A 13,690-nucleotide genomic window follows, 5' to 3' on the forward strand; every position below is an offset into this window, starting at 1 on the left:
CCAACCAAAAATTACCAATGAAAATTATTAAATTATTTAGCCTCACTGCGATTTTGTTGATCGGCTCAAAAGCGATGTCGCAGGAATTTAAATTAGGAAAAGTATCTATTGCAGAATTAGAACAAAAGAAGCATCCAAAAGATTCTGCAGCTGCAGCCGCTATTTTGTATAAAAAAGGGACAGCAAGAATTGAATATGATCCTAATGATGGTTTTGTCACATTAACTGATGTGGAAACTAGAATTAAAATCTATAAAAAAGAAGGATACGACTGGGCTAACCAGGAACTATGGTATTACAATACTACTAATTTAAAAGAAAAAGTTTTTTTTGCGGATGCAGTTACTTATAATCTAGTAAATGGTAAAATTGAGAAAACAAAACTGAAAAGTGATGGTGTTTTTGACGAAATCTTGAGTAAATACAGAGGTCAGAAGAAAATGACAATGCCGAATGTAAAAGAAGGATCTGTAATTGAGTTCCGATATACTATAAAATGTCCGAGCGATAGAATGATTAGAGAATGGGCTTTTCAATCCAGCATTCCTGTTAATTATTCTGAATTCTCAACTTTTATCCCTGAATATTATGTTTTTAATTCAAGACAAAAAGGATATCTTTTTCCGAAAGTTACTGCATCAAGAAATCCAAAATCTGTAATTTTTAATGTTAAAGAAAGAAACTTTGGACCTGGTTCTGCTCCAACTACTTTTTCAACAGAGAAACATGATTATATAGAGAATCAAACCACTTTTATTGCTGTAGATTTACCAGCAATGAAAGATGAAGCTTATGTAAATAATATAGAAAACTATATGTCAGCGGTTTCTCATGAGTTATCATTGACAAAGTTTCCAAATTCCCCAATGAGAGAATATTCTTCAGATTGGAATTCTGTTGTAAAAACAATTTACGAATATGATGATTTTGGTCCTGAATTAAATAAAACAGGGTATTTTGAAGAGGATTTGAAAAAGCTGCTTGCAGACACTAAAACGCCTGAAGAAAAAATTTGGGTTATTTTTAATCATGTAAAAACAAACATGAAATGGAACAATTACACTGGTTATGCCTGTGATAACGGCGTAAAAAAAGCGTATAAAGAAAAAACTGGTAACATTGCCGATATTAATCTAATGCTTACAGCAATGTTACGCTATTCAGGATTAACAGCAAATCCTGTTTTAGTAAGTACGCGTTCAAACGGAATTGCGCTATTTCCAAACAGAACAGCATTTAATTATGTAATTGCTGCAGTTGAAACGCCAAACGGAAATATTTTGTTAGATGCAACTGATAAATATTCGATTCCAAATATTTTACCATTAAGAGTTTTAAATTGGTCAGGAAGATTGATCAGAAAAGATGGGTCATCACAAGAAATTAATTTAATGCCAGAAAAAACTTCGGCAGACAATGTTTTCATGAATTATACTATTGACAGTACTGGAAAAATTACAGGTAAAACAAGAAGACAAAGCATGGATTATAATGCAATGATCATACGAAGTAATATTGAAAGTTTAAAAGAAGAAGAATATTTAGAAAAGCTAGAAAATCAGAATAATAAAATAGAAATTAGTGAGTATTCAAAAACGAATGAAAAAGATATACTTCTTCCGATTATAGAAACGTATTCTTTTACAGGAAATAATCTATGCGAGTTGATTGGCGATAAAATATACTTAAATCCGATGCTATTTTTTACCAACGATAAAAACCCTTTTAAACAAGAAGTGCGAGAATATCCAGTTGATTTTAGTTATCCTTTTGCAGATAAATATAATATCACGATTAAAATTCCAGAAGGATTTGCAGTTGAAACATTGCCATCTCCCGCTGCAATAACTATGGAAGATAATCTTGGCGCTTTCAAATTTAATATTATAGCCAATGATGATACTTTACAATTGGTTATTATGCATCAGATTAATGAAGCGATTGTTTCTGCCGAAAAGTACGATATGCTGAAAGAATACTACAAGGGAATGATTGCAAAAGAAACTGAAAAAATCGTTTTAAAACGCATTTAGTATCATGCTGCGATTTCTCCTTATTTGTATTTTTTTTTTGAGCGCAGTAACAATTCAAAAACAAAATTCAAATTGTAAGCCAAAAAGAAATCAACAATAGTATTTTTGCAACGGAGGATTACGGAATTATAAAAGAGTTTTTTTAAAAGATGATCGTAAGCCAAGGTGAAAAAATAATTCTAAAAAAATATAAAGATGGATTTGAAAAATGCACAACTAGATGTTGATACTTGGATAAAAGAACACGGAGTTCGTTACTTTAACGAATTAACCAATATGGCTCAGCTTACAGAAGAAGTTGGCGAGGTTGCGAGAATTATTGCACGCCGTTACGGAGAACAGTCTGAAAAAGAAAGCGATAAAAACAAAGACTTAGGAGAAGAATTGGCAGACGTTGTTTTTGTTGTGCTATGTTTAGCGAATCAAACAGGAATCGATTTGCAAGCTGCTTTTGACAAAAAAATGGATCTAAAATCGGTTAGAGATAAAGATCGTCACAAAAACAATGATAAATTGAAATAATTGTGAAATATCAATGGTGAATTTTGATTTACGGGCAAGGAGTGGTAAATTGCGCAATCGAATTTAGACACTCGTAATTCGCTAATCATAATTACTATCATGAATTTAAAATTAAGCACGAATTCAATATTCACCATTGATGATTCGCAACTAAATATCACCGGTTCTAAAAGTGAAACGAACCGCTTATTGTTATTAAAAGCATTATTTCCAAATATTACTTTAGCCAATACGTCAAATTCAGATGACAGCGAAGTAATGCAAAAAGCTCTAGCTGGAAATGACGAAATTGTAGATATACACCACGCAGGAACTGCAATGCGCTTCTTAACTGCTTATTTTTCGGTTAACGAAGGAAGAGAAGTAGTTCTGACAGGTTCAAGCAGAATGCAAGAACGTCCAATAAAAATCTTGGTTGAAGCTTTGGCTCAGTTGGGGGTTGAGATTTCATACGAAAAAGAAGAAGGATATCCGCCAATTCGAATTAAAGGAAAAAAAGTTACGGCTTCAAAAGTAACTCTGGCAGCCAATGTAAGCAGCCAATATATTTCTGCTCTTTTATTGGTAGCTTCAAAACTAGATAATGGTTTAGAATTGACTTTGGAAGGAGAAATCACTTCAATTCCATATATCAAAATGACTTTGGCTTTGCTGACTGATTTAGATATTAAAACAAGTTTTGAAGGAAACGTAATCAAAGTATTCCCTAAAGAATCTGTTGAATCAAAAGAAATGGTTGTAGAATCAGACTGGAGTTCGGCTTCTTATTTCTTTAGTTTAGTTGCTTTGGCCGATGCAGCAAAAATCACTTTGAGCAGTTATAAAGAAAACAGTCTTCAGGGAGATTCGGAATTAGTTTCTCTTTATGAAAAAATGGGTGTGAAAACGACTTTCCAAGACAATAAAATGACTTTGGAGAAAGTGGCAGGTTTTAATTATCAAGATGTAAATTTTGAATTGAACAATACGCCAGATATCGCTCAGACAATTGTTGTAACTTGTTTAGGTTTGGGAATTGGATGTCATTTAACAGGTCTTCATACTTTAAAAATTAAAGAAACCGACCGATTAGAAGCACTTAAAACAGAACTTACTAAATTAGGAGCTAATATTTCTGTAACTAATGACAGTTTGACTTTAGTAAAATCTGATAATATAAAACAAGATATTCATATTGCAACTTACAATGATCACCGTATGGCAATGGCATTTGCACCTTTGGCAATAAAAGTTCCAATTATTATTGACGATGCCGAAGTAGTTTCTAAATCGTATCCAGACTTCTGGAATGATTTAAAAGCTTTAAATTTCCAAATCTCAGAATTGTAAAATTTTTTGAACCATATAAGAAAATATAAGTTCATTTAAATTAAAGCGCAATAAAACATAGCCTCTGGTTTTAACCAGAGGTTTTTTTATATCTAAGTTTGAATATAACACGTTGAAAATCTTTTTTATAGAAAAAAAAGCATTTTTAACACATCTCGAAACCTCACAAAATCAAGGACTTTTGAAAATAAACGTCAAAACACTTGACAACGCCTATCTCACAATCGTATATTTGCAACCGATTTAAAATTTTAGATAAACAAATCTAAAAGCTACACTCTAAAATCAACAATTCAAATATGAAATTATCACACTTCAATTTCAATTTACCGAAAGAACTTTTGGCTGAATTCCCAGCAGAAAACAGAGATGAATCTCGTTTAATGGTAATTGACCGTAAAAAAAACACTATCGAACATAAAATGTTTAAAGACGTTATCAACTATTTTGATGACGGAGACGTTTTAATTCTAAATAATACAAAAGTTTTCCCTGCACGTTTGTACGGAAACAAAGAAAAAACGGGAGCTAGAATTGAAGTTTTCTTGTTAAGAGAATTAAATTCAGAGCAACGCCTTTGGGATGTTTTAGTTGATCCGGCTAGAAAAATCCGTATTGGTAACAAACTTTATTTTGGTGACGACGATTCGTTAGTTGCTGAGGTAATCGACAATACAACTTCTCGTGGTAGAACTTTACGTTTCTTATACGATGGTTCTTATGAAGAATTCAGAAACAAATTGACCGAACTTGGAGAAACTCCAATTCCTAAATACATCAACAGAGAAGTAACTGCTGAAGATGCTGAAAGATACCAAACAATCTATGCAAAAGAAGAAGGAGCTGTAGCGGCACCAACTGCTGGTTTACACTTCTCAAAACACCTTTTGAAAAAATTAGAAATCAAAGGAGTAAATTTTGCTGAGGTAACTTTACACGTTGGTTTAGGAACTTTTAACCCAGTTGAGGTTGAAGATTTATCTAAACACAAAATGGATTCTGAGGAATTAATCATTACTCAAGAAGCTTGTGATATTGTTAATGAAGGTAAAGCGAAGAAAAAACGTATCTGTGCTGTAGGAACAACTTCTATGCGTGCAATTGAAAGTTCGGTTTCTTCTGCTAATACTTTAAACCCTTACGAAGGATGGACAAATAAATTTATTTTCCCTCCTCACGATTTCAGTATTGCAAACTGTATGATTACAAACTTCCACACACCAAAATCAACATTATTAATGATGATTTCTGCTTTCTGTGGACATGATTTAATGAAAAAAGCATACGACGAAGCAATCAAAGAGGGATACAAATTCTATTCTTACGGAGATGCGATGTTAATCTTGTAATTAGCATTTATTATATAAAAAGACCCGACTAGTTTTTATAACCTGTCGGGTTTTTTTATTTGTTTCAAGTTTCAGGTTTCAAGTTTGACATTCGTTGAGAAATTTAAATGCAAAGAGCGCAAAGCTTTGCGAACTTAGCGTTTATAAACGTTAGCCTTGAAAAAAGACTTTGTGAACTTTGCGTTAAAAAACACACAAAGCATATCAACTTGAAACAAAACAAACAATTTTTGTTATTTTAGCAAGCAAAACAAAAACACAATGACTTTTCAAAATACACGCGAATTTGCACGAGAGCTAGATTCGAAAGACACATTAAATCACTATCAACAAGAATTTATTTTTCCTAAGGTAAACGATAAACGAGTTATCTATTTTACTGGAAACTCTTTAGGATTACAGCCAAAACGCACTAAAGCTTATATAGATGAAGTGATGAATGATTGGGCAGAATTGGCTGTTGAAGGTCATTTTTATGCTGAAAAACCTTGGTGGGATTATCAAGAAAGATTTGCTGAACCGTTGAGTAAGATTGTTGGTGCACTTCCTTCAGAAGTTACAGTGATGAATACTTTGACGGTAAATCTTCATTTGTTGATGGTTTCTTTTTATCAGCCGACTAAAACACGATATAAAATTATCTGCGAAGAAAAAGCTTTTCCATCAGATCAATATATGTTTCAAAGTCAAGTAAACTTTCACGGATATAAACCTGAAGATGCAATTGTAGAAATCAAACGCAGAGAAGGAGAACATAATATTCGTTTGGAAGATGTTTTGGCTAAAATTGAAGAAGTTGGTGATGAGCTGGCTTTGGTTTTAATTGGTGGAGTAAATTATTATACCGGACAAGTTTTTGATATTAAAACCATAACTGCTGCTGGACAAAAAGCGGGAGCCAAAGTAGGTTGGGATTTAGCGCATGCCGCTGGAAATATCAAATTAGAACTTCACGATTGGAATGTAGATTTTGCTGCTTGGTGCAGTTATAAATATATGAACTCAGGTCCAGGAAATGCTTCTGGATGCTTCGTTCACGAAAAGCATCATAATTCAAATCTGCCAAGATTTGCAGGATGGTGGGGACACAACAAAGAACGCCGTTTTAAAATGGAACCTACTTTTGATCCCGTTCACGGAGCAGACGGCTGGCAGATTAGTAATCTTCCGGTTCTTTCATTGGCGCCATATTTAGCTTCAGTAGAAATGTTTGCTGAGGTTGGAATGGATGCTTTAATTGCAAAACGTGATCATATTACTTCGTATCTAGAATTTATTCTTCACGAAATTGATAAAGAAGTAGAAAGTACTTTCGAAATTATTACGCCTTCAAATCCAGAAGAAAGAGCTTCACAACTGTCTGTATTTTTGCACGGAGAAGGAAGGGCTTTATTTGATTATTTAATGAAAAATGGTGTCATTACTGATTGGCGCGAACCAAATGTTATTCGTCTAGCACCAGTTCCGTTATATTGTTCTTATGAAGATATGTATGACTTTGGACAAATTCTGAAAAAAGGGATTTTAGCAAAGAAAGATTAATTGCTCGCAAAGTCGCTAAGACGCAAAGTTTTTTAAATTGTTATATGAATTGCCTCCAGCTTTAGCTGGAGGTTATTTTGAATCAAAATAGAAAGGCTTTAGCCCAAATAATCAGTTTGGCTAAAGCCTTTTTTATTTATCAATTTTGTCCTCCAGCTAAAGCTGGAGGCAGCTTAAAATTAAACTTTGCGTCTTTACGAGATTTTTAGAAATAAAATGTTCATGAAAGAATATTCCTTAGCGTAATTTTATAACCTTTCAAAAAAATTCTGTAACAAAGGTTGTAACAGATATTTCGTAATTTGTAATGTATAATTTTAAAATTACAAGATCATGAAAGGCTTATATATTTTATTGACTGTGATATTTTTAACTTCTTGTCAACAACAAAACAAAGAAGATATAAATAAAGCCAAACAAGCCAGCATTGATTCAATGAAAGTTGAGATTAACAAACAGCGTGTTATCGATTCGATGAAGACTGAAATGGCGAAATTAAATGAAGAGAAGATCGAAGCCCAGAAAGAGAAAGTCGTTGTAGTACATCAGCAAGATGCAACAGCAGCGACGCCAGCTAAAAAGAAAGGTTGGAGTGCAACCGCTAAAGGTGCTGTAATTGGTGCTGGAGTAGGAGCGGCAACTGGCGCAATTGTCAGTAAGAAAAAAGGAGAAGGTGCCATTATTGGTGGTTTAGCCGGAGCTGCAGTGGGAACAGGAACTGGAGCCGTTATTGACAGTAAAAACAAAAAGAAAGAATAGCTATTCTATAAATAAAAACAAACCCCAAATTAGATAATAATTTGGGGTTTTCATTTTTAAACCAACTCTGAAACGGGAATTTTTATATCAACTAATTCTGATTTACAAGAATCGAGTTGATCTATATCACCCTTAAAGACTGTCGTCGATTCAAATAAATTTTTATAATACTCAATTCCATCTAACAGATTAGATTTAAAAGAATTCCATTTTTTAAGCTGAGCTGCTGTAAATTCTCCAGAAACCGATTGAATTTCATTTCTAAAATAAGTAATATACATTTTGAGCTCTTTTATAAACAAGTTTGGGCGCTCAGTTCTAATAACCGATTTTCCTTGGTAAATATGCTGGATCATGTCTTTCAAAGAAACTTCCTGATCAAAATAAGCCAAGTTTGGTCCAGGGCAAATTACTACGCCTTGTGCCTGACCTTTTATTTTAATATCATTTTCTAGATATGAAGCATTAGCCAAACCAACGCATAAACATGATTTTTCGGTGATTTTGATTTTGCTTTTCTCAAATTCGTCAGCAGATAAAGAATCTTTTTTTGCTTCTAATTCTTCCAGTTTTATATCCTGATATTTTTTTGAAGCTGTGCAAATTCCATGCGGATCGTATTCTTTACTTAAAGCTAAAAATTTCTTCGGGCATGAGCTGCCTGCTTTATTCTCATGAATTCGTTTTTGCTTTAAGAATTCGTTTGTAGTTCCTTTCAAAGTATTAAAGGGAACTCCCAAAGGCGAAATATTGCTTAAATAAAAATCATCTTCTTTGGCTTTCATTAATAAATTACGAGTTTCTTGGTCTACAGAAGTAGCTTCAGGAACTAATAAAAATGGTGAACCCCAACCAACAGAATTAACATGATATTCGTCCAATAAAAATTCATGTTCTGCAGCAGTACCAACACCGCCTTGAACTGTAATTTTTAATTCTAAAGGATTTTCAGGAATAGACTGATTTTTGGTCTGTAAAGCTTTAATCATTAAATCATGAGCCGATTGTACCAATTGATCTTTTTTTTGCTTGAATTCCTCTAAAATAGTTCCCAATAAGAGTCCATCGGTAGCAAAAGCATGTCCGCCGCAGTTTAATCCCGATTCGATTCGATATTCTGAAACCCAAAGTCCTTTTTTGGCCAAGAAATTTCCTTGAATCATGGCCGATCTAAAATCACTTACTTTTAAGATGATTTTCTTTTTAAGTTGGTTGTTTTCATTTGGGAAAAAATCTTTGAAATTTTCGAAATAACCAAACAACCTCGGATTCATTCCTGCAGAAAGTACAACAGAAGATTCTAAATTGCTGTTGGCAAAACCTCTTAAAGCAGCATGAGCATCGTTAAACTCGATTGGTAGCTGTTCGTTTTTAATGAAATTATCTTTGTCTAATTTCGTCATAATATTGACGTCAATTTCTCCTGGAAAAAGATGCGTTTCGATGTAATTTTGAATATTTTCTTTAAAAGCAATTCCGTCATCCAGTAAATTCTGAAATCCTTTTTTTATATCAGAAGTATTCGGTAGCATCGACATGAAATTTTCTAAAGCCGTTTTACTTTCTGTCAATTCTATCTTGAAATTCTCGAACTTCTCTTTTACAATCTTGTCGACTAAATTTAAATAGGAGGTAATTCTTTCAGCACGATAATCATGAAATTTTTGAGTAATTTCTTCGTATGGGATATTGAATTTTGTGCTGTAAAAATTACGCATCTTTTCAATTAAATCATCGTCTGCGAGAGCCACAACCGATGAAATTCCATACTGCGCGACTCTAATCGGACTGTCTATAGTATAAGCCAATCCCATTACCGGAATATGAAAAGTATGCAGGTTTTTTTTTGTCATTTGTATTCAGATTAAAATAGAAGCAAATGAAGAAAAATATTTCCTCCTAAAACCTGATAAATGTCAGGTTTGAAAGGGATTGCGGATACTGCAAAAAGATTGCCACGAATTGCACAAATTTTCTCGAATCTTTCTTTTTTTCACAATACGGATAAAAAATTAGTGTCAATTTGTGCAATTCGTGGCTAAAGGATAATATATTAAATTAAAATCTTCTTCAAAGACTCTGCAATACTTCTCCACAAAAGATTGTAGAAAGATCTGTCTTGAAGCCGTTCAACTTCGACTTCTGCAGTTTTGGCTTTGTCTTTCGAATCGTTTTTGACTAATAAATTGGCAACAGCTGTTTTGAGTTTTGCCTCTTTTTCGGGTTTATTCTTTTTGTATAATTTTACTTTGAGGTCGTCATAATCTAAAGAAGCATTTCCCTTTGATCCGTTATCATTTCCATAGAAATTAAAACGGTATTTATTAAAAGTTCCAGTAAAAGTGGTGTTAATATATGGTTTTGTAAATCTCGTCATTCCTTCAACGTTAAAGTTCGAAATTATACCTTGAATATGAAATCCATCACTTTTATCTAAAACATTAAAACTCCAATCGGCATCAAGAGGAGAGTTTTTCATAAAAATACATTTGACTTTGATTTTTACGTCGTCTGTTTTTTTTAAACCAAAACCACTTTTTAAATTGGTTGCCTGAAGATTGAACTTATCGAAAGTTAAAACTCCGGGCCCTTTAGAAACATCAAGTTCTTCTTCATAAACCAATTTCGATTTAAGAACCTGTAAAGTATCAATCTGAAGCGGAAATTTTAGATTTCGCAATAAATGATTGTAAAGATATTTTTTGCTTGGATCGTCTTTTAGCATTTTTCCGCGGTAAATATTGGCATCAAAATGATGAATTAGAAGCGAATTTGCTTTGAAATAAAAGCGATCATTTTTAAAGCCCCAATCCATTTTTGCAACTTGAGCCGAGTCAAATTTTAAATTGTAAATGTCTTTTTCTTTTTCGAGACGTTTTACAAATTCATATCGCTCAAATTGAGGTAGATTAGAGAAATTATTAATTTTCAGAAAATTCTTTTCAGTGCTTATTTTTCCAATATTGATGTAATAGAAACCATTTGGTCTATAAAACAAGCTGTCGCAAACGAGAGCGTACTTTTCATATTGAATCGGAATTTTTTCTTTCAAAGTAGCATCAGTAATTAAAATGCCTTCTAGTTTTAAAAGGATTTTTTTTATGCTAAAAATAGGTTTATCTGTATCTAAAGAGACAACATCGACAGATCCTTCATTCAGGTAAATATTAGAAACTGCTATAATTTTTCGAAAAGGATCAATAATTTCTTTTTCGATGCTTTTGCTGTTATTGATTAATTTTTCGCCTTTCTTGTATAAAATGATTCTCGGTTTGTTGATGATAATGCTTTCTGCCTGAATAATATCGCGAAAAGCCAAATCCCAAATATTGAAGTGTTTTATGGTGATAGATTCAATTTTGGAGAAAAGCCCGTTTTTACTGTCTTTCGGTTCGTTCTTCGGGCTTACAAGCAAAGTCTGCGCATTAATATTTCTAGAAAAAAGAGAAACTTCAATTTTTTCATAATTGATATTATAAGCCGTTTTATTTTTTTCGTGAATAATAATCGGAAGCTGTTTTTTAATCCAGTAATTCAATCCTATATTGGCAAGAATTACAAGGACAAACAGAGAAATTACTACAATAGCTATTTTTTTATAGATGGACATTTATAGTATTAATTTTAAATACATAAATTTAGACTTTAAAAGAGCTTTGTTTCTTATAAAATTTTAAAGAAAAGTTATATCATTTTGAATTTTTATCCTTTTTTAGAATATGAGAATAATTAAAAAAATCTTGTTGACCGTATTGGTTCTTGTGGTGATTCTTGCGATTGGTTTGTGCGCTTATATTTTTCATTTAAAACCGAAATATGAAGGTTCTGTACAATTGAATAATCTCGAGAAAGAAACCACAGTCTATTTTGACGATTTTGGAGTGCCTCATATTTATGCAGATTCTGAAAAAGATGCTATGACCGCCTTAGGTTATGTACATGCACAGGAAAGATTATGGCAAATGGAATTGTTACGCCGAATTGCTCCAGGACGTTTATCCGAACTTTTTGGAGGTGTCGCGCTTAAAAACGATAAGTTTTTTGCCGGAATTGGAATTGAAGAAGCTTCGGCGAAAGCTATTGCAAAATTGGATAAAAATAGTGAAAGCTATAAACTAACTCAAGCTTATCTGGATGGAATTAATCAATATTTAGAAGAAGGAGTGACGCCAATAGAATTTACTTTGGTTGGCGTAAAAAAGCAAAAGTTTACCATAAAAGACGTTTATAATATTTTTGGTTATATGTCTTTTAGTTTCGCTATGGCGCAGAAAACTGATCCATTACTGACAGATATTAAAAATAGGTATGGCGCCGCTTATTTGAAAGATTTAGGTGTTGAAGGAGAATTCAATAATACTAGAATTAAAATCTCAAAAGAGAAAACGGAAGAATATGCCGAAATTTCAAAATCTATAACTGCAATGCTGGATCAATCTCCGATTCCGCCATTTGTTGGAAGTAACAGTTGGGTTGTTGGTCCACATAAATCGAAAACGGGAAAAGTTATCTTTGCTAATGATCCGCACATCGGATTTTCGCAGCCAGCGACTTGGTATGAAGCGCATATTGTAACACCAGAACATGAATTGTATGGCTGTTATTTGGCAGGAACTCCATTTCCGCTTTTGGCGCACAATAGAGATTATGCTTATGGTCTAACGATGTTTGAAAATGACGACATTGATTTTTATCAAGAAAAAAATAAAACTGATGATGCTTCTCAATATCAAACGCCAACAGGTTTCAGTAAATATGAAATTAGAAAAAAAACTATAAAAGTTAAAGATTCTTCAGATGTTGTATTGACGGTTAAAATTACGCGTCACGGACCAATAATGAATGATTTTATTGATCGTCTGGATAAGAAAACACCAATTGCGATGTCTTGGACATACACAAGAGAACCAATCTTAATTCTAGATGCAGCTTATGGACTTTCACACGCTAAAAATACTACGGATTTTAAGAAATCTGTCAGCTTAATTGCTGCTCCTGGATTGAATGTAATGTACGGAGACACCAAAGGAAATGTGGCTTGGTGGGCGAGTGGAAAATTATATAGACACAATGAAGGCGTTAATACGCATTTGATTTTGGACGGTTCAAGCGGAAAAGATGATATTACGAAGTTTTTAGATTTTGAAGAAAATCCATCAGCTGAAAATCCTGCATGGGGATATGTATATTCTGCGAATAATCAGCCAGAAGCTATAGACAATGGCTATTTATATCCGGGATATTATCTGCCAGAAGATCGCGCCAAAAGAATTTCTGGAATTTTAGATGCGAAATCTGATTGGGATAAAGAAGCCATCAGCAAAATGATTTACGATAATACTTCTGATGTTGCTGTTGAGGTAGTTAAAAATTTAATTACAAGTTTAGACAATAAACCTCTTTCTAATAAAGAAAAGGAAGTTATAAATACTTTAAAATCTTGGAAAGGAACAACAAATATTGAAGATGTTGCGCCAACGATTTACAATAAATGGATTTACTTATATCTGAAAAATACATTTGAAGATGAAATGGGAAAAGATAATTTCAATTTGTTTTTGGGAATTTCTCTTGGAAAACAAGTTATTGCGAATCAAATAAAAAACGAAAATTCGGTTTGGTGGGATAATATCAAAACAAAAAATATAAAAGAAACCAGAAAAGAAGTTGTTTCAAAATCTTTTCATGACGCTGTTATTGCTTTGCAAAATCAGTTAGGAGAAAGTATCTCAGATTGGAATTGGGGGAAAGTACATACCGTAGAACACGAACATCCGTTAGGAAAAGTCAAAGCGCTTCGCGGATTGTTTAATGTTGGTCCGTTCAATTCTCCAGGTTCAAATGAAGTAATCAATAATTTATTCTTCGGATTTAATGATGAAGGAAAATATTACACCAAAGGCGGACCATCAACACGAAGAATCGTCGATTTTGCCGATGTAGAAAACAGCTGGAGTATTTTGCCAACAGGACAATCTGGAAACCCTTTCAGCAAACATTACAGCGATCAAGCCGAAATGTACAACGCAGGAAAGTTTAGAAAAATGAAACTGAACAAAGAGGAAATTGTAAAAACATCAACAAAATTGGTTTTAAAACCGAAAAATTAGTTTTTGTTTTAAGTTTCATGTTGACTATAAAAGCGAACAAGGGTTC

At 33.0% G+C, this 13,690-nt stretch carries 9 protein-coding genes; 7 read left to right on the plus strand and 2 right to left on the minus strand.

Annotation, left to right across the window (positions count from 1 at the left end):
• Positions 1-17: 17 nt before the first annotated feature.
• The 6 genes from JI750_RS07290 (at position 18) to JI750_RS07315 (ending at position 7,534) form a co-directional block, all read left to right on the plus strand.
• Complete coding sequence (locus JI750_RS07290; RefSeq protein WP_201999673.1) at positions 18-2,033, plus strand: DUF3858 domain-containing protein; 2,016 nt, start codon at positions 18-20, stop codon at positions 2,031-2,033.
• Positions 2,034-2,228: 195 nt separating this feature from the next.
• Positions 2,229-2,555, plus strand: coding sequence for a nucleotide pyrophosphohydrolase (locus JI750_RS07295; protein ID WP_012022600.1), 327 nt, complete (start codon positions 2,229-2,231; stop codon positions 2,553-2,555).
• Positions 2,556-2,654: 99 nt separating this feature from the next.
• Positions 2,655-3,884, plus strand: coding sequence for a 3-phosphoshikimate 1-carboxyvinyltransferase (gene aroA, locus JI750_RS07300; protein WP_201999675.1), 1,230 nt, complete (start codon positions 2,655-2,657; stop codon positions 3,882-3,884).
• Positions 3,885-4,183: 299 nt separating this feature from the next.
• Positions 4,184-5,233, plus strand: coding sequence for a tRNA preQ1(34) S-adenosylmethionine ribosyltransferase-isomerase QueA (queA, locus tag JI750_RS07305; protein WP_177211934.1), 1,050 nt, complete (start codon positions 4,184-4,186; stop codon positions 5,231-5,233).
• A 261-nt stretch (positions 5,234-5,494) separates the two neighbouring features.
• Positions 5,495-6,775, plus strand: coding sequence for a kynureninase (gene kynU, locus JI750_RS07310; protein ID WP_201999677.1), 1,281 nt, complete (start codon positions 5,495-5,497; stop codon positions 6,773-6,775).
• 333 nt (positions 6,776-7,108) lie between these two features.
• Positions 7,109-7,534 carry a YMGG-like glycine zipper-containing protein gene (locus tag JI750_RS07315; protein WP_201999679.1) on the plus strand — a complete coding sequence of 142 codons (426 nt, stop codon included), beginning with the start codon at positions 7,109-7,111 and terminating at the stop codon, positions 7,532-7,534.
• Positions 7,535-7,590: 56 nt separating this feature from the next.
• Here the strand turns inward: JI750_RS07315 and JI750_RS07320 are convergent, their stop codons facing one another.
• Both JI750_RS07320 and JI750_RS07325 read right to left on the minus strand, forming a co-directional pair.
• Positions 7,591-9,387 carry a hypothetical protein gene (locus tag JI750_RS07320; protein ID WP_201999681.1) on the minus strand — a complete coding sequence of 599 codons (1,797 nt, stop codon included), beginning with the start codon at positions 9,385-9,387 and terminating at the stop codon, positions 7,591-7,593.
• Positions 9,388-9,587: 200 nt separating this feature from the next.
• The gene (locus JI750_RS07325) at positions 9,588-11,144 is read right to left on the minus strand and encodes a hypothetical protein (RefSeq protein ID WP_201999683.1); all 1,557 of its coding nucleotides are present in this window, start codon (positions 11,142-11,144) and stop codon (positions 9,588-9,590) included.
• 109 nt (positions 11,145-11,253) lie between these two features.
• Here JI750_RS07325 and JI750_RS07330 point away from each other — a divergent pair, with 109 nt between their 5' ends.
• Positions 11,254-13,644, plus strand: a complete 2,391-nt coding sequence (locus JI750_RS07330) for a penicillin acylase family protein (RefSeq protein WP_201999685.1) — start codon at positions 11,254-11,256, stop codon at positions 13,642-13,644.
• The last annotated feature ends 46 nt before the right edge of the window (positions 13,645-13,690 follow it).

The sequence above is a fragment of the Flavobacterium tagetis genome, from assembly GCF_016735615.1.
GTDB classification, from domain to species: Bacteria; Bacteroidota; Bacteroidia; order Flavobacteriales; family Flavobacteriaceae; genus Flavobacterium; species Flavobacterium tagetis.